The 24,099-nt window shown below is 74.1% G+C and carries 19 protein-coding genes and 1 tRNA gene; 11 read left to right on the top strand and 9 right to left on the bottom strand.

From position 1 onward, the window contains the following. Positions 1–141: 141 nt before the first annotated feature. A complete protein-coding gene (locus OOT42_RS18730; RefSeq protein WP_273652664.1) occupies positions 142–1,458 on the top strand; it encodes a serine hydrolase domain-containing protein in 1,317 nt (438 codons plus the stop codon). Positions 1,459–1,634: 176 nt separating this feature from the next. On the opposite strand, the gene OOT42_RS18735 is transcribed toward OOT42_RS18730, so the two are convergent. After that, the gene (locus OOT42_RS18735; protein WP_273652665.1) at positions 1,635–2,123 is read right to left on the bottom strand and encodes a MarR family winged helix-turn-helix transcriptional regulator; all 489 of its coding nucleotides are present in this window, start codon (positions 2,121–2,123) and stop codon (positions 1,635–1,637) included. 110 nt (positions 2,124–2,233) lie between these two features. Here OOT42_RS18735 and OOT42_RS18740 point away from each other — a divergent pair, with 110 nt between their 5' ends. Further along, a complete protein-coding gene (locus OOT42_RS18740) occupies positions 2,234–4,162 on the top strand; it encodes an ABC transporter ATP-binding protein (RefSeq protein ID WP_273652666.1) in 1,929 nt (642 codons plus the stop codon). A 4-nt stretch (positions 4,163–4,166) separates the two neighbouring features. On the opposite strand, the gene OOT42_RS18745 is transcribed toward OOT42_RS18740, so the two are convergent. The 4 genes from OOT42_RS18745 to dcd are packed head-to-tail and all read right to left on the bottom strand — an operon-like array spanning position 4,167 to position 6,959. Continuing rightward, positions 4,167–4,634, bottom strand: a complete 468-nt coding sequence (locus tag OOT42_RS18745; protein WP_273652667.1) for a hypothetical protein — start codon at positions 4,632–4,634, stop codon at positions 4,167–4,169. Between the two features lie 50 nt (positions 4,635–4,684). Next, on the bottom strand, positions 4,685–5,242 hold the full coding sequence (locus tag OOT42_RS18750) for an NUDIX domain-containing protein (RefSeq protein ID WP_273652668.1): 558 nt from the start codon (positions 5,240–5,242) through the stop codon (positions 4,685–4,687). Next, positions 5,239–6,378, bottom strand: a complete 1,140-nt coding sequence (locus tag OOT42_RS18755) for a hypothetical protein (protein WP_273652669.1) — start codon at positions 6,376–6,378, stop codon at positions 5,239–5,241. The genes OOT42_RS18750 and OOT42_RS18755 overlap by 4 nt, the downstream gene beginning before the upstream one ends. Positions 6,379–6,383: 5 nt before the next feature. After that, positions 6,384–6,959, bottom strand: a complete 576-nt coding sequence (gene dcd / locus OOT42_RS18760) for a dCTP deaminase (RefSeq protein WP_273652670.1) — start codon at positions 6,957–6,959, stop codon at positions 6,384–6,386. Between the two features lie 262 nt (positions 6,960–7,221). On the opposite strand from dcd, the gene OOT42_RS18765 reads away from it, so the two are divergent. From OOT42_RS18765 to OOT42_RS18775, 3 genes are all read left to right on the top strand, one after another. Next, entirely contained in the window at positions 7,222–9,690 is a 2,469-nt protein-coding gene (locus tag OOT42_RS18765) for a GH36-type glycosyl hydrolase domain-containing protein (RefSeq protein ID WP_273652671.1), read from the top strand. 28 nt (positions 9,691–9,718) lie between these two features. Continuing rightward, the gene (locus OOT42_RS18770; protein ID WP_273652672.1) at positions 9,719–10,696 is read left to right on the top strand and encodes an aldose 1-epimerase; all 978 of its coding nucleotides are present in this window, start codon (positions 9,719–9,721) and stop codon (positions 10,694–10,696) included. 140 nt (positions 10,697–10,836) lie between these two features. Continuing rightward, positions 10,837–11,289: a MarR family winged helix-turn-helix transcriptional regulator gene (locus OOT42_RS18775; protein ID WP_273652673.1), complete on the top strand. Its 453-nt coding sequence runs from the start codon at positions 10,837–10,839 to the stop codon at positions 11,287–11,289. 133 nt (positions 11,290–11,422) lie between these two features. On the opposite strand, the gene OOT42_RS18780 is transcribed toward OOT42_RS18775, so the two are convergent. Then, complete coding sequence (locus tag OOT42_RS18780) at positions 11,423–12,025, bottom strand: GNAT family N-acetyltransferase (RefSeq protein ID WP_273652674.1); 603 nt, start codon at positions 12,023–12,025, stop codon at positions 11,423–11,425. Positions 12,026–12,171: 146 nt separating this feature from the next. Between OOT42_RS18780 and OOT42_RS18785 the strand changes: the two genes are divergently transcribed. Next, positions 12,172–12,245 (top strand) — tRNA-Gly (locus tag OOT42_RS18785). A 56-nt stretch (positions 12,246–12,301) separates the two neighbouring features. Here OOT42_RS18785 and OOT42_RS18790 read toward each other — a convergent pair. The 3 genes from OOT42_RS18790 to OOT42_RS18800 form a co-directional block, all read right to left on the bottom strand. Continuing rightward, on the bottom strand, positions 12,302–12,919 hold the full coding sequence (locus OOT42_RS18790; RefSeq protein ID WP_273652675.1) for an RloB family protein: 618 nt from the start codon (positions 12,917–12,919) through the stop codon (positions 12,302–12,304). A gap of 5 nt (positions 12,920–12,924) precedes the next feature. Next, positions 12,925–14,208 (bottom strand): AAA family ATPase, encoded by a 1,284-nt coding sequence (locus OOT42_RS18795; protein ID WP_273652676.1) that lies wholly within the window; start codon positions 14,206–14,208, stop codon positions 12,925–12,927. A 128-nt stretch (positions 14,209–14,336) separates the two neighbouring features. Then, positions 14,337–14,702 carry a nuclear transport factor 2 family protein gene (locus tag OOT42_RS18800; protein ID WP_273652677.1) on the bottom strand — a complete coding sequence of 122 codons (366 nt, stop codon included), beginning with the start codon at positions 14,700–14,702 and terminating at the stop codon, positions 14,337–14,339. Between the two features lie 219 nt (positions 14,703–14,921). Here OOT42_RS18800 and OOT42_RS18805 point away from each other — a divergent pair, with 219 nt between their 5' ends. From OOT42_RS18805 to OOT42_RS18825, 5 genes are all read left to right on the top strand, one after another. After that, positions 14,922–16,715 (top strand): alpha/beta hydrolase, encoded by a 1,794-nt coding sequence (locus OOT42_RS18805; RefSeq protein WP_273652678.1) that lies wholly within the window; start codon positions 14,922–14,924, stop codon positions 16,713–16,715. Between the two features lie 213 nt (positions 16,716–16,928). Beyond that, the gene (locus tag OOT42_RS18810) at positions 16,929–18,311 is read left to right on the top strand and encodes a pyridoxal phosphate-dependent decarboxylase family protein (RefSeq protein ID WP_273652679.1); all 1,383 of its coding nucleotides are present in this window, start codon (positions 16,929–16,931) and stop codon (positions 18,309–18,311) included. 100 nt (positions 18,312–18,411) lie between these two features. Continuing rightward, complete coding sequence (locus OOT42_RS18815) at positions 18,412–20,382, top strand: glycoside hydrolase family 15 protein (protein ID WP_273652680.1); 1,971 nt, start codon at positions 18,412–18,414, stop codon at positions 20,380–20,382. Positions 20,383–20,506: 124 nt separating this feature from the next. Continuing rightward, positions 20,507–23,170, top strand: coding sequence for a circularly permuted type 2 ATP-grasp protein (locus OOT42_RS18820; protein WP_273652681.1), 2,664 nt, complete (start codon positions 20,507–20,509; stop codon positions 23,168–23,170). After that, complete coding sequence (locus tag OOT42_RS18825) at positions 23,167–24,081, top strand: transglutaminase family protein (RefSeq protein WP_273652682.1); 915 nt, start codon at positions 23,167–23,169, stop codon at positions 24,079–24,081. The genes OOT42_RS18820 and OOT42_RS18825 overlap by 4 nt, the downstream gene beginning before the upstream one ends. Positions 24,082–24,099: the final 18 nt, after the last annotated feature.

Here is a 24,099-nt window from a genome sequence, read left to right on the forward strand (position 1 = left end):
TTGTCCCCACCGTCGGCTCGTCGGGTCACCGGATGGTCCCGGTACGGGTGCGGCGGCGACGGTGGACGTGTCCGCATCGTCCGGCCCGCACCGGCCGGACGTGCCCCCGACACCGGGCGACCGCCCGCGGAAGGAAGTCCCATGCGCAGCACCGCACCGACGCACCCCGCGACCCCCGACCTGCCCGTCCCCGAGGGGACCTCGGCCTCCTCCGGCTCCGGCCCCCGGCACCGACGGCGCGTCCTCCGCGGCGCGGCCGCGCTCCTCGCCGCGGGTGCGCTCGTGGGCGGCACGCTCGTCGCCCCGGCGACGGCCGGAGCACCGACCACGACCGGTGCACCTGCGCCCGCACCCGAGCAGACGGACCGGGGCCGCGGGGGGCACGGCCGTGACGTGGTGCGGCACGCGATCGACGCGCTCGTCCGGGAGGACGGCTTCCCCGCCGCGCTCGCGTCCGTCCGTGACGAGCGCGGCCGCACGCGTCACCTCGTCGCCGGCGTCGGCGACCTCGCGACCGGCGCGCGTGTCCCGACGGACGGCCAGGTCCGGTTCGCGAGCAACACCAAGACGTTCGTCGCCGTCGCGGTCATGCAGCTCGTCGGCGAGGGGAAGATCGACCTCGACGCGCCCATCGGCACGTACCTGCCGGGCCTCGTGGACAACGGGCGCACGGGCGCCGAGCGGGTCGACGGCGGCACCATCACGGTCCGCCAGGTCCTGCAGCACACGAGCGGCGTCCCCGAGTACCTCGACGTGCTGCTCGCCGACGGGCTGTCCAGCGTCGACGCCATGATCGACACCTACCTCCAGCCGCGCGCGCTGCTCGACGCCGCGATGACACGACCCGCGACGTTCGCCCCCGGTGCTTCGTGGACGTACAGCAACACCAACTACGTGATCGCGGGCCTGCTCGTCGAGAAGGTGACCGGTCGCCCTCTGCACGAGGTCCTGACGCAGCGGGTCGTCGAGAAGGCGGGCCTGCGCGGCACGTACTTCCCGGCGGTCGGCGAGCGGGAGATCCGCGGCCGCCACCCGCACGGGTACCACTCCGACACCCCCGGCGGGGAGCTGCGCGACGTCACGGTGCTCGACCCGAGCGCGGCCTGGGGCGCGGGCGACGCGGTCGGCACGCCGAGCGACCTGATCCGCCTGTACACCGCGATCCTCGACGGCCGCCTGGTCGGCCCGGCCGAGCTCGCGGAGATGCAGAAGACCGTGCCCGTGCCCGCCGAGTGGGGGCCGATGCGGTACGGCCTCGGCATCGCCGAGACATCGCTGAGCTGCGGCGGTGTCGCGTGGGGGCACGGCGGCGACATCTTCGGCTACTCGACGCGCGAGGGCGTGACGACCGACGGCCGCGCCGCGTCCGTCGCGGTCACGGCGCTCCCGTCGTCGGTCTCGGACCCGGCGGCCATGCAGCACGTCGACGCGGTCATCGACACGGCCCTCTGCGCGTGATCTCCCCGGCGCCCCGCCGGACCTGACCCCGTCCGCACGCACGACGCACGACGCACGACGAGAACAACATCAGCGCCGCTGGGGAGCCCCTCCGCGGCGCTGATGTTGTTCTCGCCGCGGGTGGGTCGTCGCCAGGCGACGCAGGAGCGAGGCGCCGGGTGGGCTCGGCAGGGCGGTCAGGGGGTGGGGTCGTCGGCCAGACGGCGCAGGAGCGCGAGGAGCTGGGCGCGCTCGCCGGGGGTCAGGCGGTCGAGGCGCCCGGCGACCCCTTCGTGCCGCCGGGCGGACACGTCGGCGAGGAGAGCACGCCCGGCGTCGGTGAGCTCGATGAGGGTCGCGCGGCGGTCGGTGGGGTCGGCGATCCGCCGGACCAGCCCGTCGGCCTCGGCGGCGTCGACCTTGGACGTGACGGACCGGGGCGCGACGTCGAGCGCGGACGCGACGTGCCCGAGCCGCAGCGGCCCGTCGCAGTGCTGGAGCACGCGCAGCATCCGGACCTGCCCGGGTGCCTGGCCGCCCGGCCCGAGCGACGCCGACGCCGACCGGCGGATGTCGCGCAGCAGCCGGTGCAGCAGGTCGAGCAGCTCGGAGGACTCGTCACCTGCGCCGGCGCCGACGCCGGGCGCGGGGGCCGGGTCGGTGGCAGCGTCGTCGTGCGGGCTCACGGCCGTGACGGTACCCGCCCCGCGAACGGTTGTGAACCTACGACATAGTGAGTTAACCTCAGCATCGCGTGCTCACCCGGCACGTCCCCCCGCACGAAGGGAGACTCCTCATGTCTCTCCCCCACCACCCCGGTCCCGCGCCCACCGGCATGGGCCGCGGCGGCGGCAACCCGCAGATGCGCGGCTTCGCCCGCGACCGGTCCGTCGGCCGCCGACGTCTCTCGCGCGCCACGCTGCGCCGCATCCTCACCTTCGCCCGGCCGCACCGCCGCGCCCTCGCCGTCTTCCTCGTCCTCATCACGCTCGAGGCCGGCGCCGGCGCGCTGCCGCCGCTGCTGTTCAAGCACCTCATCGACGACGGCATCACGAACGGCGACACCCGCCTCGTCGTCCTCATCGCCGTCGCGGTCGCCGCGCTCGCCGTCCTGTCCGCGGGCCTCGCGGTCGCCGACCGCTGGGTGTCGTCCCGCATCGGCGAGGGCCTCATCCTCGACCTGCGCACCGCCGTCTTCGACCACGTGCAGCGCATGCCGCTCGCGTTCTTCTCCCGCACCCGCACCGGCGCGCTCGTGCAGCGGCTCAACGGCGACGTGCTCGGCGCGCAGCAGGCGTTCACGTCGACGCTGCAGAACGTCGTGAGCAACGCGCTCACGGTCGTGTTCGTGCTCGCCGCGATGCTCTCGATGTCGTGGCGGCTCACCCTGCTGTCGCTCGTGCTGCTGCCGCTGTTCGTCCTGCCCGCCCGCTGGTTCGGGCCGCGCATCGCCGCCGTCACGCACGAGTCGTACGAGCTCAACGCGCAGGCCGCGCAGACCATGCAGGAGCGGTTCAACGTCGCCGGCGCGCACCTGGTCAAGGTGTTCGGCGACCCCGAGCGCGAGTCCGCCGCGTACGCCGAGCAGGCGTCCCGGGTCCGTGACATCGGCGTCAAGCGCGCGCTCTACGGCACGTGGTTCCGGGTCGGCCTCACCACGCTCGCCGCGATCGCGACCGCGATCGTCTACGGGCTCGGCGGTCTCGCCGCGATCCAGGGCGAGCTCACCGTCGGCGTCGTCGTCGCGCTCGCGTCGTACCTCGGCCGCCTCTACGGCCCGCTCACCGCGATGTCCAACGTCCAGGTCGACGTCATGACGGCGCTCGTGAGCTTCGAGCGCGTCCTCGAGGTGCTCGACCTCGAGCCGACCGTGACCGACAAGCCCGACGCGCACGACCTGCGCGACGACGTGGCCCGGCGCGGCGCGAGCGTCGAGCTCGACGCCGTCGGCTTCCGCTACCCCACGGCCGACGAGGTGTCGCTCGCGTCGCTGGAGTCCGTCGCGACCCTGCGCGCCGACACCGCCGAGGACACGCTCGCGGACGTCTCGTTCACCGTCCCCGCCGGCCACCTCGTCGCGCTCGTCGGCCCGTCGGGCGCGGGCAAGACGACCATCTCCCAGCTCGTCACGCGCATGTACGACCCGACGCGCGGCGCCGTCCGCATCGCCGGTGCCGACCTGCGCGACGTCACGCTCGACTCGCTGCGCGCGACCGTCGGCGTGGTCAGCCAGGAGGCGCACCTCTTCCACGACACCATCGCCGGCAACCTGCGGTTCGCGCGCCCCGACGCGACCGACGCCGACCTCGAGCGCGCGCTGCGGCAGGCGCACGTCTGGGAGCTCGTCATGCGCCTGCCCGACGGGCTCGACACCGTCGTGGGCGACCGCGGCTACCGGCTGTCCGGCGGCGAGCGGCAGCGGCTCGCGATCGCCCGGCTGCTGCTCAAGGCGCCCGACGTCGTCGTGCTCGACGAGGCGACCGCGCACCTCGACTCCGAGTCCGAGGCCGCCGTGCAGGCCGCACTCGACGAGGCCCTCGTCGGCCGCACGTCGCTCGTCATCGCGCACCGCCTGTCGACGGTCCGCCGCGCCGACTCGATCGTCGTCGTCGACCGCGGCCGGGTCGTCGAGCACGGCACGCACGACGAGCTCGTCGCGCGCGGCGGCCTGTACGCCGACCTCTACCGCACCCAGTTCGCGGCGGACACGGTCGCCACCCCCTGACCCGTCAGCCGCGCGACGTGCGGACGAGGCCGCCCGCGACCGTCTGGACGAGCGCGTCCTCGACCGCCGCCGCCCGCCAGTCGGGGCGCAGCGCGTCGGGGCCGTCCGTCGCCGCCCACCGCCGCCAGGCGACCCCGGCGTAGGACCCGGCGTACGCCGCAGCCAGCCCGACGAGCCCCGCGACGACGTGCGCCCCGACGCTCCGCCGCTCGACGACCGACAGCGCGACCGCACCGAGCGCTCCCCCGACGAGGCGTCCGGTGAAGGCCGGGAACTCCGTCCGCGGCGGCGCCGACGGCAGCTTGTCCCCGGCCGTCTCGCCCAGCACCGCGACCGCCGCGAGCCCGCGCAGGACCGCCGCACCGGGGCCGTGCCGCCCACGGGTGGCCGCCCCCACGGGCACGCGGATCGCTGCAGAGGCTCGCCCGCCGACGGCGAGCCCGAGGACGGCGGACCGGATCACCACACCCATGCGCCGTGTCTACGCGCCCGACGCCGCCCCGGCATCCCGGGACGCACGGCTCAGCGGAAGCGGCCCAGGTGGATGCCGGCGAACGCGAGGGCGGCGACCGACTCGCCGTCCCGGATCGTGCCGTCCGCGACGAGGCGCAGGACGTCGGCGAACGGCACGGTCCGCACGGTGTCGATCCCCTCCTCGACCCGCCCGCGACCGTCGTCGGCGACGCGCGACAGACCCCGCGCGAGGAACACGTGCTCCGGCGCGTTCGCGATGCCGTTGAGCGCGTCCATGCGCCCGACGGCCGTCCACTCGCACGCGACCAGCCCGGTCTCCTCGACGAGCTCGCGCTGCGCGGCGGCCAGCGGGTCCTCGCCGTCGGTCCCGCCCGCGGGCACCTCGACCGACTCGGCGCCGGTCGCGTACCGCCGCTGCGACACCAGCACGACCTGGTCGTCGTCCGTCAGCGCGACGACGAACACCGACGCGTGGCGCACCTCGACGACGCCGTAGACGCCGGGCTCGCCGTCGGGCCGGACGACGTCGTCCTCGCGGACCCGGATCCAGCGGTTCTCGTAGACGACGCGGCTGCCGGTGGTCGTCCAGCCGGCGTGAGCGCTCACAGGTCGGCGGGGTCGACGAGGAAGTCGGCGTCGTCGGCGATCTCCCCGCCGAGGACGGCGTGCAGCGCGCGCGTGACGGCCTGCACCTGCGGGGCGGCGCGCCCGCGCGCGACCTTGTGCGGGAACGAGGGCTTCTCCATCTCGAGCTCCTCGACGAGGAGCGGCTCCCAGTGCACGCGGTACGCGACGACGCCGTCGGCGGTCCACGGCAGGTCGCGCAGCAGCGGCGGGAGCTCGGTCTCGGCGGCGGCCTCGACGGAGATGGTGCCGTCGACGCCGAGGTCGACGAGGACGCCGTACGACTCGGCGGGCGGCGGCGACGCGATCATGAGCTCGTCGAACGCGGCGGCCTCGGCCATCAGGCGCGCGCGCTCGGCCTCGTCGTGGACGCCGTGCTGCTCGAGCGCGGCGCGCAGCCCGGACCCGCCGGCCTCGGTGATCCCGCCGGCGCCGCTGGTCGAGCCACGCCCGACGCCCGCCATGGGCCCGGTCCAGCGCGACGTCGGCTCGGACAGCCGGGCGCGCGGCACGACGGTCTGCACGACGGCGAGCGCCTCGGCGGGCTCGAGCCACCGGTCGGTGAGCAGCGTCAGGTCGATCGCGCCGTCGACGTCGGGCGTGAGCACGACGCCCGAGCCGCCGATCCGGACGGCGCCGCCGAGCCGCCGCGCGCACGCGACGAGCCACTGCACGACGCGCTCCTCCTCGCGGACGGGGAGCCCGTCGGGGAACGCGCGCTTGAGGCCGTCGCGGTCGCCGCCGGGGTAGGGACGCTCGCCGCGCTCGCGCGGGCAGTCGAGGTCGTAGACGACGGTGGTCGCCGCGGGCAGCCCGAGGCCGACGGCGTCCTCGGAGGACACGGCGAACGGCCCGCTCAGGCGGGACAGCCGGGCGAGACGCAGCGCGCGGACGGGCACGGCGGTGACGGCACGGATGCCGAGCGCGGCGGTCACGGGCCGCACGAACCCGCGCTGCTGAGGCACGTCCTGCGTCGACTCCTCCCAGTGCGCCTGGGCGAAGCGGGAGATCGCGAGGACCTCGACCTCGTCGGCGGCGATCCCCTCGGGCAGCCCGAGGAGGTGCCGGTCGCGGAGCGTGGCGTCGGCGACGTTGAGCCGGGGCAGCGCGTCGGCCATGCGGTTCAGACCTGCGTCCGGTGGAACGACTGGAAGGACCGCGACGCGGTCGGACCGCGCTGGCCCTGGTACCGCGAGCCGTACGCGGCGGAGCCGTAGGGCTGCTCGGCGGCGGACGTCAGGCGGAAGAAGCAGAGCTGGCCGATCTTCATGCCGGGCCACAGCAGGATCGGCAGGGTCGCGACGTTCGACAGCTCGAGCGTCACGTGCCCGGAGAATCCGGGGTCGATGAACCCGGCGGTCGAGTGCGTGAGGAGCCCGAGCCGGCCGAGCGACGACTTGCCCTCGAGCCGCGCGGCGACGTCGTCGGGCAGCGTGACCTGCTCGTACGTGGACCCGAGGACGAACTCGCCGGGGTGCAGCACGAACGGCTCGCCGTTCTCGACCTCGACGAGGCGCGTGAGGTCGGGCTGGTCGACCGACGGGTCGATCACCGGGTACTTGTGGTTGTCGAACAGGCGGAAGAACCTGTCGAGGCGCACGTCGATGCTGGACGGCTGGAGCATCGCCGGCTCGTACGGTTCGAGGCCGACGCGGCCCGACTCGAGCTCGGCCCTGATGTCACGGTCGGAGAGCAGCACGGGCCCACGGTAGTCGCCCGGACGCCCGTCCGGTTCACCCCGTCCGGGGCTGTGTGCACGTGTCATCCACACGCCTCGCACGGACGTGCGGAGGTGCGACGTTCTCGATATCGCGTGTGGCGGCTATCATCCTTCCGTGAGGCGCGTGGGAGCGCTCTCGCACCGACCAGACGCCGCGTCAGACATCCCGACGACGGACCGCGCCGACGCGGATCCACGGGGAGGCGGGCACGGACGTCTCCGAGCACCCGAGGAATGCCCCATGCGGTTCGGCCACTTCGACGACGCGGCGCGCGAGTACGTCATCACGACGCCCCACACCCCCTACCCGTGGATCAACTACCTCGGGTCGGAGCAGTTCTTCTCGCTGCTCTCGCACCAGGCGGGCGGCTACTCGTTCTACCGCGACGCCAAGATGCGCCGGCTCACGCGGTACCGCTACAACAACATCCCCGCCGACGCGGGCGGCCGCTACCTGTACGTCAACGACGGCGGCGACGTGTGGACGCCGTCGTGGCTCCCGGTGAAGGCGGACCTCGACCGCTTCGAGGCGCGGCACGGCCTGGGCTACTCGAAGATCACGGGTGAGCGGAACGGCCTGCGCGTGCAGACCCTGTTCTTCGTGCCGCTCGGCGAGAACGCCGAGGTGCAGAAGGTCACCGTCACGAACACGTCCGACGCCCCGAAGACGGCGACGCTGTTCTCGTTCGTGGAGTTCTGCCTGTGGAACGCGCAGGACGACCAGACGAACTACCAGCGCAACCTGTCGATCGGCGAGGTCGAGGTCGAGCACGATGGCCCGCACGGCTCGGCGATCTACCACAAGACCGAGTACCGCGAGCGCCGCGACCACTACGCCGTGTTCGGCGTGAACACGCGCGCGGACGGCTTCGACACCGACCGCGACACGTTCGTCGGCGCGTACAACTCGCTCGGCGAGGCCGCGGTGCCGCGTGCCGGGAAGTCCGCGGACTCGGTCGCCTCCGGCTGGTACCCGATCGGCTCGCACTCCGTCGCGGTGACGCTGGCCCCCGGTGAGTCCCGCGAGCTCGTCTACGTCCTCGGCTACCTGGAGAACCCGGTCGAGGAGAAGTGGGCCGACGACGCGCACCAGGTCGTCAACAAGGCACCCGCGCACGCGCTGCTGGGCCGGTTCGCGACGAGCGAGCAGGTCGACGCGGCGCTCGAGGCGCTCAACGCCTACTGGACGAACCTGCTGTCGACGTACTCGGTGTCGAGCACGGACGAGAAGCTCGACCGGATGGTCAACATCTGGAACCAGTACCAGTGCATGGTCACGTTCAACATGTCGCGCTCGGCGTCGTTCTTCGAGACGGGCATCGGCCGCGGCATGGGCTTCCGCGACTCCAACCAGGACCTGCTGGGCTTCGTGCACCTGATCCCGGAGCGTGCGCGCGAGCGGATCATCGACATCGCGTCGACGCAGTTCGCGGACGGCTCGGCGTACCACCAGTACCAGCCGCTGACGAAGCGCGGGAACAACGACATCGGCTCGGGCTTCAACGACGACCCGCTGTGGCTCATCGCCGGCGTCGCCGCGTACATCAAGGAGTCCGGCGACTGGGGCATCCTCGACGAGCCCGTGCCGTTCGACAACGAGCCCGGCTCCGAGGTCCCGCTGTTCGAGCACCTCACGCGCTCGTTCCAGTTCACGGTCCAGAACCGCGGCCCGCACGGCCTGCCGCTCATCGGCCGCGCCGACTGGAACGACTGCCTCAACCTCAACTGCTTCTCGACGACGCCCGGCGAGTCGTTCCAGACGACCGAGAACCAGGCGGGCGGCGTCGCGGAGTCGGTGTTCATCGCGGCGCAGTTCGTGCTGTACGGCGCCGAGTACGCGACCCTCGCGGAGCGTCGCGGCCTGGCCGACGTCGCGACCGAGGCGCGCAAGTACGTCGACGAGGTCCGCGCCGCGGTGCTCGACCACGGCTGGGACGGCCAGTGGTTCCTGCGGGCCTACGACTACTACGGCAACCCGGTCGGCACGGACGCGAAGCCCGAGGGCAAGATCTGGATCGAGCCGCAGGGCTTCGCCGTCATGGCGGGCATCGGCGTGGGCGACGGCCCGGCGGACGCGGACGCCCCGGCGATCAAGGCGCTCGACTCGGTCAACGAGATGCTCGGCACCCCGCACGGCCTGGTGCTCCAGTACCCCGCGTACACGACGTACCAGATCGAGCTCGGCGAGGTCTCGACGTACCCGCCCGGCTACAAGGAGAACGGCGGCATCTTCTGCCACAACAACCCCTGGGTGATCATCGCCGAGACGGTCGTGGGGCGCGGTGCGCAGGCGTTCGACTACTACAAGCGGATCACCCCGGCGTACCGCGAGGAGATCTCCGACACGCACAAGCTCGAGCCGTACGTGTACGCGCAGATGATCGCGGGCAAGGAGGCGTCGCGCGCCGGCGAGGCGAAGAACTCCTGGCTGACGGGTACGGCGGCGTGGAACTTCGTCGCGGTGTCGCAGTACCTGCTGGGCGTCCGCCCGGACTACGACGGCCTGGTCGTGGACCCGCAGATCGGTCCGGACGTCCCGTCGTACACGGTGACCCGCGTGGCGCGCGGCGCGACGTACGAGATCACGGTGACGAACTCGGGTGCTCCCGGGGCCCGCGGGACGCTCACGGTCGACGGCGCCCCCGTCGAGGGCAACACCGTGCCGTACGCCCCTGCCGGCACGACCGTCCGCGTCGCGGTCACGGTCTGAGCGCGGCGACGCGGGACGGGGCGGGGACATGACGTTGCTCGACGCGGCGCCGACCGAGGTGCGGACGGACGACCCGCGGGTCGTCACGATCGCGGACGGCGCCTGGGAGGTCGACGTCCTGCCGGGCACCGGCGCGTCCTTGGCGGCGGGCCGCATCCGCACGTCCGACGGCGTGTGGCGGGACCTGCTGCGCCCGACGAGCCGCGGCGGCCGCGGGGTGGTCGAGAAGTGCGCGAGCTTCCCGATGATCCCGTGGTCCAACCGCGTCCGCGACGGCGTCCTGACGTTCAACGGCCGTTCGCACCGGCTGCAGCGCGACTGCGCGGACGGCACCGCGATCCACGGTGCCGTCCGCTACGCCCGCTGGGACGTGCTCGACCGCACACCGGGGTCGGTCACGGTCGGGATCGACACGCGTGAGCACGTGGGGATCAACTTCCCGTGGCACTTCACGTCGACGATCACGTACGCGGTGCGCGGCGGGCGGTTCGAGGTGACGACCACGCTCCGCAACGTCGACGTCGAGGCGTTCCCGGGTGGCTTCGGCCACCACCCGTACTTCCAGCGTGCGCTCGCCCCCGTCGGCGCCGTGGCCCCGCGCCCGCTGGGCCACCCGGTCGTGCAGGTGCCGGCGCACGCGTGCTACCCGGGCGTCCCGATGCCGACGGGCCCGTCCGGCCCGCTGACACCGCGCGCCGACTTCCTCGCGCCGCGGGTGCTCGACGGCGCGTTCATCGACGACGTCTACAACGCGCGCGACACCGAGAAGCCGATCACGATCCGGTACGCGCAGCCCGACGTGCTCGTCGAGCTCACGGCCGACCCGGTGTACGAGCACCTCGTGTTCTACGCGCCGCGCGGCCGCGCGTACTTCGCGATCGAGCCCGCGACGAACGTCAACGACGGCGTCGCGCTGTTCGAGGCGGGCGTCCCCGGCACCGGGATCTTCGTGCTGGAGCCGGGCGAGGAGCGCACGGGGACCTTCGCGGTCACGGTCACGGTCTGATCTGCCGCCGACGCCCGGGTCGCACGACGGTGCGCCCGGGCGTCGTCGCGTCCGCGGCTCGGCGTCGGCGCGGCGATATGGTCACCGTCACTGACGGTCACCGCTGATGACCGTCACGTTCGCTGACGAGAGGCCGTGCCATGTCGACCGACGCCCCCGCCGACCTCGGCGCCCTCGCCGCGCGGCTGCGCGCCGCGATCGACCAGGAGACCGCCCACCACCTCGCAGCGGCGGGGCACGCCGACCTCCGCCCGCCGCACCGCGCGGTCCTCGCGGCGCTCGACGACGCCGGGAGCCGGGCCACCGCGATCGGACGCCGGACCGGCCAGCACAAGCAGGTCGTCGGGACGTCCGTCGACGAGCTCGAGGCCCTCGGCTACGTCGAGCGGCAGCCCGACCCCGTCGACCGCCGCGCCAAGCTCGTCGTCCCCACCGCGCGCGGCCTCGACGCGCGCCGCGTGCTGGCCACGACCGCCGCGACGATCGCCGACCGGCACCGCGAGGCGGTCGGCGACCGCATCTTCACGCTCTTCACCCGCGTGCTCGGCGACGTCGCCGAGCGTCAGGAGGCGTGGCGGGCGCCCGGTCCCTGACGCGCCGCAAGGTCGCCCGACGTCACGCACGGGCGGGACGGGCGCACGGGCCCTGCGCCTCGCCCGCCCTGCATCGCTCGTCCCGGACGCGGCGGGGGCCGCTCGTCCCGGACGCGACGGGGGCACGTCGCCCTCAGAGGTCGAGGACGAGCGTCGCGCCCCAGTCGTGCGTGCGCTCGCGACGGAACCCGACGCGCTCGTAGAACGCGATCGCCCCGGTGTTGCGCGCGTCGACGCCCAGGTGCAGGCCGGTCACGCCGCGGGCCCGGAGCGCGTCGGCCAGCGCCTCGATCAGCCGACGTCCCCACCCCTGCCCCTGCGCGCGGGGCAGCAGGTCGATGTGCAGGTGGGCGGGGTACCGGTCGTACAGCTCGTCGGGGCCGGCGGCCCCCTCGTGGATGCGGCGGACCAGCACGTGGTCCTCGGTGCCGTCGCCCGGGTCGTCGACCACGGGGTGCTGCGCGCGCAGCACCGGCCACCAGTGCGCGTCGAGCCACGCGTCGAACGCGGGCGTGTCGGCCGTCCCGACGACGTAGCCGACGACCCCCTCGTCGTCGACCACGACGAACGTCAGACCGGGGTCCGCGACCGGGTACGGGCCGGCGTACAAGTGCGCCAGCAGGTCGGGGTTCCGGTACAGGTGCGTCGCGTCGCCGCCGGCGGCGCCGGTGAGCAGGCAGATGCGGTACATCGCCGCCAGGTCGGACGGGTGGTACGGGCGGAGCACGGCAGCCATGCGCCCGACCTTCTCACGCCCGGCCTCGCACGTGGCTTCGCGCGGCACGCGGTGCCGGGTATGCTGTCGGGGCCGACGACGGCGACCGACCCCTCGGGGCTCTGCGAGCCCCTGACGAGCGCAGAGGTCGCCGACCGGACGGTCACGCGGGTGTAGTTCAATGGTAGAACTTCAGCTTCCCAAGCTGATGGCGCGGGTTCGATTCCCGTCACCCGCTCCACGCGTCACGGCCGGTACCCCTCGGGTGCCGGCCGCCGTCGTATCCGGGCGCGTGCGTCACTCGTCCGTGTAGTCGGGATCGACGGCCCGGATGAAGTCGCGGACCGAGGTCGACGGGTTGGCCGGTTGCGAAGTCCCGTCGCGGGCGTGTCGCTCGTCGAGAAGCCGCGAGCGGCGCGCCGCGGCGAACCGCCGATCGAGGAACGCGGCCGCATCGATCGTCTTTCCTGAGACCCCCGCGAGGTCGCGCGCTGCCGTCACCGCCTGCCGGGTCGTCATCGCGGCCGTCTGGTCACGCTCGTGGAGCAGGAGCCAGAGCTCGAAGCAGGGGTGAGACAGCGCGACATGGACGCCGGAGGCCGCCGCGAGCGCGATCGCCTCATCCAGCCGAGGGTGCGGCTTGGGCGCCTCGACGTCGAAGATGCACCAGACCTCGTCGACCTCCGGATCGCGAGATCTCTCTGCTGCAGCCGTCACGAGCGGCAGCGGGACGGCGTGTCGCGGGTCCAGCTCGATCACCACGGCGGAACGGTCACGCACGGCCTGGAGTCGCCTCAGGCCCGCCACGTAGGCCGGTTCCGTCTCCGAGCCCTCGCAGAAGACGACGACCGTCTTCCGCTCGGGTCTCGTCCCGACGCGGCGGGTCAGCGAGCGGGCCCGCGCTCCACGACGCACGCGGACTATCCGATCAGGCCGAGCGCACGGAAGAGGCCTGTCCGGTCGATGTCGGGCACGGCACCGAACCGTCCGTGGAGGTACGCGTCGGCGAGATTCTGCGACCGTCGGACCCGCTCACCGGCGAACTCCGAGAGTGCCCCCAGACGAGTCGCGCCGCTGGAGAGCTTCTCGGTCAGCCACACCTCGTCGCGGTTGAGCTCGTCGAGCAGCTGCGTGTCGTGCGCACTGAAGACGAGCTGGGCGCCGCGCGGATTCGTCGAGCGCTCGCCGAACAGCCTGAGAACCTGGGCGGAGAGCGTCGGGTGCAGGCTGGCGTCGAGCTCGTCGATCACGATCAAAGAGCCTTGTCCGAGCGCACGGACGACGGGTCCGATCAGACGGAACCACGTCCGTGTCCCCTGCGACTCGACCTCCAAGTCGAAGGGCACACGCGCGTCGTCCCCGCGATGGACCAGCTGGAGTCGCCTGTCGGGCATCGTCGTTCCGTCCGGCATCAGGTGCTCGAAGTTGACGACCTTCACGTCCTCGACCCCGAGGTCGGCCATCCTGAGCAGCTCGAGTGCCAGTTCTCGTCCTCGGTGTCGGTTCACGGCGGGGTCGTCCGGGCCGAAGAGGGGATCCTGCGCTTCACGGGGGTCCAGCAGTCGCGACGTGGAGGCGTACGAGAAACCCCAGGACGCGAAGACGCGATTCCGCAGCGGGACGGCGCCAGGGATGATCGTCTGCGCGTCGAGGAGCTCTCGCGCGAAGCGAGCCGTCTTCGGCTCGTCGAACCGGCGCGCGGTCGACAGCGCGAGCGACCGCGGGGTGATGAGCTCGCGGGCTCCGGACAGCGCACCGAGTCCCCGCGCGAGGACGAGCCCCTGGCCGCGGCGCTCGAACACACGGCGACGTCGGCGCTCCGGGTACTCGAACAACGCCTCGTGCTCGACCCTGTCGGACGAGACCTCGAGCTCGTACTCGAAGCGCACCCCGTCGATCGAGGCGTCGAGGACGAACTCCGCCGTGCCGCTGGGCCAGGCGGCGAACGCGAACGGCTCGAACGGGATCTCCTCGTCCCACAACCGGATCGAGTCCTGGACGGCCGAGCGAAGCCAGCCCAGAGCGGCGAGCACGTTCGACTTCCCTGAGGCGTTCGGACCGTAGATCGCCGCACGCGTCAACAGGCTCTCGCCCAGACCAGCGATCTCGTGAGCCGCTTCGCGGTCACGGTCGATGGCCACCATCGAGAGCTCGACGGGCTCGGCGATCGACCGGAAGTTGCTGGCGGCGAAGCGGATCAGCATGGCGCCGAGCATACAGGCGCGATGTCGACAGATGCTCGATCTCGTCGAAGCATGACGAGATCATCGCTGTAACGACACCGGTCGCGCAGACAGCGGGGCAACGCCGCTGGGCGGGCTCGACGGAGCGGCTACTCGGCGGCGGGGTTCCACCCCGGCATGCCGGGCCAGTGCGCCCACTCCTCGAAGTGCCGGACGCGCCCGTCGCCCGCGAACCGCAGGATCCACAGGTCGCGGTACTCGTGCGGCTCGTCGCCGCCGTACTGGACGTCCACCCGCACGACGGCGGTGTCGCCCTGCACCGCGACGGGCGCGGCGTGCATGGTGAACGCGGAGTCGTCGGGCCAGAACTCGCGGACGGCGTCGATCCCCGTGAGGCCGTCGTCGTAGGCGGACCGCAGGTAGCGCACGTCGTCGGTGAAGAGCTGGCCGAGACCCGCCACGTCGTTGCCGCGCCACGCCCGCTCGTACCCGTCGACCCACGTCATGACGTCCATGCCGTCGAGTGTGGCGCCGAGCGCCGCGCTCCGCACCGGCTGCCGCGTCGACCGTCGCCACGGCATCTCCGACCAGGGCGGACGTCCAGTTGGGGACGTCCCGTGAAGGGGCCGACGAGGGCCTTGTGACACGCCCGACGCCGTCGAGAGGGTGGGCGCGGCGCGTGCCGGCCGACAGGTCGCACAGGGGCGGCCGACGGCACGCCGGCAGGGGGAAGCATGCAGTTGCGCAGATCAGCACGCACGCTCGTCGCGGCGCTCGCCGCACTGACCGCCGCCGCCGCGGTCGTCCCGACGGCGACGGCGGCGTCCGCGGCACCCACCGGTGGTGGGGACACGACGTCCCGGTCCGAGGCCGCACGCGTCGACCGGGTGAAGGCCCCGGACCTCGGGTGGTTCGACTGCAGCCCGCTGTTCGGCTCGACGGCCGAGTGCGGGGTGGCAGCGCTCCCGCTCGACTACGACGAGCCGCGCGGCGCGACGACCGAGGTCGCGGTGCTGCGGATCCCGGCGTCCGACCCGGCGCGGAAGATCGGCACCCTCTTCCTCAACCCCGGCGGTCCCGGTGGTTCGGGCGTCGAGATCGCCGCCGTGGCCCCGCAGTTCCTCAGCCCCGAGCTGCTCGCCCGGTTCGACGTCGTCGGCATCGACCCGCGCGGCACGAACTTCAGCAGCAACGTGCAGTGCTTCAAGGACGTGGGCCAGCAGGCGGCCGCGCTGTCCGGCCTGCTCGACGTCGCGTTCCCCGTGGACTACGCGGAGACGAAGGCCGCGGTCGCGTCGTCGGAGAAGTTCGGCCGGGCCTGCTCGACGACGGGCAAGCCGCTGTCCGGGTCGATGTCGACCGCCGAGGTCGCGCGTGACATGGACGTGCTGCGGCGGACGTTCGGCGACGCGCAGCTCACGTACCTGGGCTTCTCGTACGGCTCGTACCTGGGCAGCGTGTACGCGAACCTCTTCCCCGACCGGGTCCGCTCGCTCGTGATCGACGGGGTGCTCGACCCGACGGCGTGGGCGGGGACGCCGGCGACGGCGTCGGTGCCGCAGACGCAGCGGCTGCGCTCCGGCGAGGGCGCGTCGAAGGCGCTCCAGGAGATCCTCGACCGGTGCGCCGACGCCGCGGACGTGTGCCAGACCGCGTCGCTCGGCGAGCCGCACGCGGTCTACGAGCAGGTGATCGACGGCCTCCGGCAGCAGCCGGTGGACATCGTGGACCCGGAGACGGGCGAGGTCCTGTTCACGCTCACCTACGCGACCTTCATCTCCTTCCTGCTGTCCGACCTGTACGCGCCCGACGGCTGGCAGTGGGTCGACTCCGACATCTCCTTCGTCGCGTCGCTCCAGGCCGGCGGCACGGGCACGCCCGAGGGGGCCGAGGCGAACGCCGCCCTCCTCGACCGCTTCCGCACGCTGCAGGCCGAGCAGGACGCCGCGGCCGCGCAGGAGGCCGCGCAGCGCGCGTCGCTGGGCCTGGGCTTCCCGTACCCGAACGGCCTCGACGCGTTCCAGTCGGTGCTGTGCACCGACGGGCTCAACCCGTCGAAGGCGTCGCAGTGGCCGGCCGCGGCCAAGCGGGCCGACGCGGACGCGCCGGGCTTCGGACCGCTGTGGACGTGGGCGTCGGCGCCGTGCGCGACGTCGACGTGGACCGTCAAGGACGAGGACGCGTACCGCGGACCGTTCACGCGCTCGTCGGCGCACCCCGTGCTCGTCGTCGGCAACTACTGGGACCCGGCGACGAACTACGACGGCGCGGTCGGCGCGGACGCGGTCCTCGGCAGCAGCCGCCTGCTGTCGAGCGACAGCTGGGGACACACGGCCTACGGGACGTCGGCGTGCGTGACCGACGCGGTCGACGGCTACCTGCTCGACGGGACGCTGCCCGACGAGGGCACGGTGTGCGTCGGTGACGCGCAGCCGTTCGTCGTGCCGGACCAGGCGCGCAGGGCCGCACCGCAGCGTGCGCTGCCGCCGGTCGTGCCGCCGCTCCCGGGCGCCGCGCCGCGCGGCTGACGCGGGTCGGGCCCGCACGACGCGGGACACGAGGGCCGGGTGCCGTCCGACGGCGCCCGGCCCTCGTGCGCCCGTGGGCGGGGTCGCCCTCGCGTTGACGGCACCCGGAGGCGGGAGAACACTCCGAAGCATGCGGACCCCCGCGGGCGACGGCGCCCGTGGCGCGGCGGGTGCACGGCCCGGACGGACGGCGCACCACGGACGGCGGTGCCCATGTCCCCGGTCGACGACTACCGCGACCTGCTCGACGCGGCCCGGCACCGGGCGGTCGAGTGGCTCGACCAGGTGCCGGAGCGCCCGATCCCCCCGGCCGCGGACGTCGGGGAGGTCAAGGACGCGCTCGGGCGGACCCTGCCGGAGTCGACGCAGGACCCGCGCGCGGTGCTGGACCGCCTCGCGGACGCGGTGGAGCCGGGGCTGCTGGCGAGCCAGTCGCCGCGGTTCTACGGGTGGGTGATCGGCGGCACGTACCCGGTCGCGCTGGCCGCCGACTGGCTCGTGAGCACGTGGGACCAGAACGGCGGCATGCGGTACGCGAGCCCGAGCACGACGGCCGTCGAGGACCTCGCGGGTGAGTGGCTGCTGGACCTGCTGGGTCTGCCGGCCGCGTCGGCGGTCGGCTTCGTGACGGGTGCGACGACGGCGAACCTCGTCGGGCTCGCCGCGGGTCGCGAGCACGTGCTGCGCAAGGCCGGCTGGGACGTCAACGCGGAGGGGCTGACGGGTGCGCCGCGCGTGCGGCTGATCGCGGGTGCGGAGCGGCACGGGTCGGTGGACCTCGCGGCGCGGTACCTCGGGCTGGGCGCGGCCCGGCTCGTCGCCGCTGACGGCCAGGGGCGCATCGCCGTCGACGCGCTGGCCGACGCGCTCGCCGACGGCGAGGGGCCGGCGATCGTCTGCCTGCAGGCGGGCAACGTGCACTCGGGCGCGTTCGACGACGTGGGCGCGGCGGTCGCGGCCGCGCACGAGGCCGGTGCGTGGGTGCACGTCGACGGCGCGTTCGGGCTGTGGGCGGCGGCGTCACCGCGGCTCGCGCACCTCACGCACGGCTACGAGACGGCCGACTCGTGGGCCACCGACGCGCACAAGACGCTCAACGTGCCGTACGACAGCGGCATCGCGATCGTCGCGGACCGTGACGCGGCGCGCACGGCCCTCGGCATCCGCGCGAGCTACCTCGTCGCCGCCGAGACCAGCGACCCGCACGAGACGGTCCCCGAGATGTCCCGGCGGTCGCGGGGGGTACCCGTGTGGGCGACGCTCGCGTGGCTCGGGCGGCAGGGCGTCGCGGCGCTGGTCGAGCGGCTGGCCGACGGCGCGACCGCGCTGGCCGAGGGGCTCGCGCAGGTCGACGGCGTCGAGGTCGTCAACGACGTCGTCTACACGCAGGTGTGCGTCGCGCTGGCCGACGACGCGCGCACGCAGGCGGTGTCGGCGGCGCTGCGCGACGAGGGTGTCGCGTACGCGTACACGTCGCACTGGCAGGGCCGGGACGTGGTCCGGTTCTCGGTGAGCAACTGGGCCACGGACGCCGCGGAGGTCGCGGCGACCGTCGAGGCGGTGCGGCGCGCGGTCGCGTCCGTGGGCGGAGGCTGACGCCGTGCCCCGCACGGGCCGGAGCACGGCGTCGTCGCACGTCACACGACCGCAACACGGCCGTGCCGATGCCGTCACCGTGCAGGACGACGCTGAGGACATGACCCCCGTGCCCCCGCCCGAGGCGCCGTCCCGGGCCGATGTGGCGCTCACGCGCCCGCACCACGGCTCCGACGCGCAGCACCGCTCGGCGTTCCCGGCGATCGCGAGCTACGCGTTCCTGTCGGACTGCGAGTCGAACTGCCTGATCTCGCCGTCGGGCGCGGTCGAGTGGATGTGCGTGCCGCGGCCGGACTCGCCGAGCGTGTTCGCGGCGATCCTCGACCGGGCGGCCGGGTCGTTCCGCGTCGGGCCGCACGGCATCCGCGTGCCGACGGCGCGGCGCTACCTGCCGGGCACCCTCGTGCTGGAGACGACGTGGCAGACGCCGACGGGCTGGCTCGTGGTGCGCGACGCGATGGTCATGGGCCCGTGGCACAACAACGACGAGCGGTCGGCGACGCACCGCCGCACGCCGACGGACGACGACGCCGAGCACATCCTGCTGCGCACGATCACGTGCGTGAGCGGGACGGTCGACCTGCAGGTCGAGTGCGAGCCGTCGCTGGACTACGGCTGCGGGCACACCGAGTGGGAGTACACCGGCGCGGACTACCACGCGGTGCGCACGGTCCCGCAGGAGGACGGTGCGCTCAGCCTGACGCTGACGTCGAGCCTGCGGCTGGGCGTCGACGGGCGGGCGGCGTCGGCCCGGACGCGGATGTCGAACGGCGACAAGGCGTTCGTCGCGCTCTCGTGGTCGCCGCTGCCGGCGCCGCGCACGTGGGAGCAGGCGTCGGACATGTCGTGGCGCACGCAGGAGTACTGGCGCGAGTGGATCACGCTCGGCGTCTTCCCGGACCACCCGTGGCGGACGTACCTGCAGCGGTCGGCGCTCACCCTCAAGGGTCTGACGTACGCGCCCACGGGCGCGCTGCTCGCGGCGGCCACCACGTCGCTGCCCGAGACGCCCGGCGGCGAGCGGAACTGGGACTACCGCTACGCGTGGATCCGCGACTCGACGTTCGCGCTGTGGGGGCTCTACACGCTCGGGCTGGACCGCGAGGCGAACGACTTCTTCGCGTTCATCCACGACGTGTGCCGGGACAACAAGGACCTGCAGATCATGTACGGCGTCGGCGGTGAGGAGCGGCTCGACGAGTCGGAGCTCGGGCACCTGTCCGGGTACGAGGGCGCGCAGCCGGTCCGCGTCGGGAACGCGGCGTTCGACCAGGCGCAGCACGACGTGTGGGGGGCCGTCCTCGACTCGGTGTACCTGCACGCCAAGTCCCGCGAGCAGCTCCCCGAGTCGCTGTGGCCCGTGCTGAAGCGGCAGGTCGAGGCCGCGATCCGGCACTGGCACGAGCCCGACCGCGGCATCTGGGAGGTCCGCGGCGAGCCGCAGCACTTCACCGCGTCGAAGCTCATGTGCTGGGTCGCCCTCGACCGCGGCGCCCGGCTCGCGCGCATGCACGACGAGCACGACTTCGCCGAGCAGTGGGCCAAGCTCGCGGCCGAGATCCACGCCGACATCTGCCGCAACGGCGTCGACGCGCGCGGGGTGTTCGTCCAGCGGTACGGCTCCGACGCGCTCGACGCGTCCCTGCTGCTCGTCCCGCTGCTGCGGTTCCTGCCGCCCGACGACCCGCGGGTGCGCGCGACCGTCCTCGCGATCGCCGACGAGCTCACCGTCGACGGCCTCGTCCTGCGGTACCGCGTCGAAGAGACCGACGACGGGCTGGAGGGCGAGGAGGGCGCGTTCACGATCTGCTCGTTCTGGCTGGTCAGCGCCCTGGTGGAGATCGGCGAGCTCGAACGCGGGCGCGCGCTGTGCGAGCGGCTGCTGTCGTTCGCGTCGACGCTCAACCTGTACGCCGAGGAGATCGACACCCGGACGGGTCGGCACCTCGGCAACTTCCCGCAGGCGTTCACCCACCTGGCGCTCATCAACGCGGTCATGCACGTCGTCCGTGCCGAGGAGCGCGCGGGGCACGACGGGATCCACTTCGAGCCCCCCAACCGCGGCGGCTGACCCCTCCCGCGTCTCCCGCTCCCTCGACCGCGCGCGACGTCGTGCGGCGCCGGCGACGGTCGCCACCGACGCGCGGCGACGTCGCACCCCCGCCTGGCGGGGGCGATGGGACAGACTCTTCCCCGTGACGGACCTGCTCTCGACGCCGGTGCGACCGGCCGACGGGTCGGACGCGGGCGTCACGCTCGACGACTTCCGCCCCGACTGGTCGCGCGTCGTCGACCCCGGCGACGAGCCGACGACCGCGGACCTGGCCCGTGCGCACGCGGAGGCCGAGCGGCTGCTCGCCGACCACGGCGTCACGTACGGCGCCGACGCACCCGAGGGCGGTGCGCACGCGTGGCGCCTCGACCCGGTCCCGGTGGTGCTCGACGAACCCGAGTGGACGGCGCTCGACGCGGCGCTCGTGCAACGGGCCGAGCTGCTCGACGCGGTCCTGCAGGACGTGTACGGCGCGCGCCGCCTGCTCACGGACCAGCTGCTCCCCCCGACGACCGTGCTGGCGCACCCGGGGTTCCTCCGGCAGGTCGACGGGCTGCGGATGCCGGGCGGGCGCGAGCTCGTGCTCACGGCGACCGACCTGGTGCGGGACGCGTCGGGCGCGTGGTGCGCGGTGGCCGACCGCACGCAGGCGCCGTCGGGCGCGGCCTACGCGATGGAGGACCGCCGCGTCGTCGCGCAGGTCATGGCCGGCGTGTACCGGCAGGCGTCGATCCAGCGGCTCGGACCGTTCTTCCACGCGCTGCGGCAGGCGCTGCGTGACGCGGCACCGCGCGAGTCCGACGAGCCGCGCGTCGCGCTGCTGTCGTCGGGGCCCGCGAGCGAGACGGCGTTCGACCAGGCGTACCTCGCGTCGATGCTCGGGCTGCCGCTCGTCGAGGGCGGTGACCTGCTGGTCCGCGAGGGGCGCGTGTGGATGCGCGGGCTCGACGGGCTGGAGCGCGTCGACGTGCTGCTGCGCCGTGTCGACGCCGAGTGGTGCGACCCTCTCGACCTGCGCGCCGGGTCGCGGCTCGGCGTGCCCGGGCTGGTCCGGGCGGTGCGCGCGGGCACCGTGAGCCTGGTGAACCCGCTGGGCAGCTCCGTGCTGGAGAACCCCGCGCTGCTCGCCTACCTGCCCCGCCTGGCCCGCACGGTCCTCGACCAGGACCTGCTGCTGCCGTCGGCCGCGACGTGGTGGTGCGGCGAGGACTCCGCCCGGCAGCACGTCCTGACGAACCTCGCGCGGCTCGTGCTGCTGCCGACCGCGCGCGGCACCGACGGCGGCGCGGTCCTCGGCTGGACGCTCGGGCACCGCGAGCGCGCCGACCTCGCGGCCCGGATCGCCGCGGAGCCGTGGGCGTGGGTGGGTCAGGAGCCCGTCGGCCCGGCCGGTCCGGTCGTCGACGGCTCGCCGGTGGGCGTGGGCTCCGACCTGACGTCCGCCGACGGCGTCGGGCCCGCGGACCTGGGGCCGCGCGCCGCGGTCCTGCGGACGTTCGCCGTGGCGCACCGGTCGACGTACACGGTGATGGCGGGCGGGCTCGCGCGGGTCGCCCCGCAGGCGGTCGTGTCGTCGTCGACCGGGGCGAGCGCCAAGGACGTGTGGGTTCTCGCGTCGTCGGCGGAGCCCGCGGTCGAGCCGGCGGACGAGACGCCCGCGGAGACGGTCGTCGCGCGCATCCCCGCGACGGGCATCTCGCCGCGCACCGCCGAGAACCTGTACTGGATGGGCCGCTACGCCGAGCGTGCGGAGGACCGTGCGCGCGTGCTGCGGGTCGTCGCGGACCGCTGGGACGACTTCCACGCGCGGCCCGCGTCGGCCGGCGGGCGCGCGCTCGCCGTGCTGCTCGCGAGCCTGGTGCCCGATGCATTGCCGGCGGGTCCGACGACGAGCACGGCGACCGCCGCGACGCCCGACGCCGCGGCCGGCACGCCGGAGGGGCGTGCCCCGGACACCGTGCACCCCGTCGCGCCGACGCCACCCGCGCTGCGTGCGCTCGCGCTGGACCCGCGGCTCGACGGGACCGTCGCGCGCTCGGTCCGGCGGATGGCCGGGTGCGCCGCGGCCGTGCGCGACCAGCTCTCGACCGACACGTTCGGGCCGATCGCGCGGATCGAGCGCGCGCTGCGCGACGAGAGGTCCCGGAGCCGCGCGCCGCGATCGGCGTCGTCCGCCGCGGACCTGCGCGCCGTGACGGCGGGGCTGCGGCCCGCGCTCGACGGCGTCCTCGAAGGGCTGCTCGCCGTCGCGGGCATCGCCGCCGAAGGGCTCGTGCGGGACGTCGGCTGGCGGCTGCTCGACGCCGGCCGACGCGTCGAGCGCGCGCAGCACCTCGTCGAGAGCCTGCAGGCGACGCTCGTCGACCAGCGCCCGGTGGCCGTCGACCGCCTGGTGCTGGAGTCGGTGCTCACCACGCACGAGTCCGTCATCACCGCGCGGCGGCGCTACCAGGGCGGCGCGCGCGTGCCACAGGTGCTCGAGCTGCTCGTGCTCGACCGGACGAACCCGCGGTCGCTCGCGTACCAGCTCGCCCGGCTCCAGGAGGACCTCGCCGCGGTGCCCGTCGCGGGCGCGTCGACCGACCAGCGCGACCACCTGCTCGGCGACGTCGTCGCGCTCGTCGACGAGCTCGACCCGGCCGCAGCCTCGGTCGTCGGGGCGGACGGCCGGCGCGTGCGGCTCGCGGAGACGCTCGAGTCGATGCGCTGGCGGCTGCGGTCCGCGGCCGACGAGATCGAGAAGGTGCACTTCGTCCGACCCGCGCCCGGCCAGGCGCTCGAGGACCTCTGGGACGCGCCCGCATGACCCGCACCTACGACCTCGTGCACCGCACGACGTACGCCTACCCGCAGCCAGTGACGGACTCGTACGGCCGCACGACGCTCACGCCCCGCGACGTGCCCGGCCAGGCGTGCCTCGCGACCGCGCTCGAGATCGACCCCGCGCCCGCCGACACCGCCGCGCACGTCGACTACTTCGGCAACCGCACGACGTACTTCGGCGTCACGGAGCCGCACACGCGCCTCGTCGTGACGTCCCGCTCGACGATCGAGGTGTCGCGCGCGCAGCCCGAGCCCGACCGGCTGCCGACGATGCCGTGGGAGGAGGTCGCCGAGTCCGTCCGTGACGGCGTCGCGACCGTCGACGAGCACGCGCTCGTCCGGCTGCGCGAGGCGCTGCTCCCGTCGCCGCACGTGTCCCGCACCCGGTCCGTCCGTGACTTCGCGGCGCCGAGCCTGACCCCGGGCCGCCCGATCGGCGAGGTGCTCGTCGACCTCGCGCACCGCATCCGCACCGAGCTCACCTACCGCTCCGGCTCGACGACGGTGCACACGACGCAGGACCAGCTCCTCGCGCAGCGCGCTGGCGTGTGCCAGGACTTCGCGCACCTCATGATCGCGGCGCTGCGGCTGCACGGGCTGCCCGCCCGCTACTCGAGCGGCTACATCGAGACCCGCCCGCCCGCGGGCCGCGAGAAGCTGCGGGGCGCCGACGCGTCGCACGCGTGGGTGTCGGCGTGGGCGCCGGGGGCCGGGTGGGTCGAGATCGACCCGACCAACGACCAGCTCGTCGACGACCGGTACGTGCTGCTCGGCTGGGGCCGGGACTACCACGACGTGCCGCCGCTGCGCGGCGTGATCTTCACCGAGGGCCGCGGTGCGCACCCGTCGGTCCAGGTCGACCTCGTGCCGGCGGGCAGCGACCCGTTCCTCTGACGTGCGGCCGGCCGGCCG

The sequence above is a fragment of the Cellulomonas fimi genome (genome assembly GCF_028583725.1).
Lineage (GTDB): Bacteria > Actinomycetota > Actinomycetes > Actinomycetales > Cellulomonadaceae > Cellulomonas > Cellulomonas fimi_B.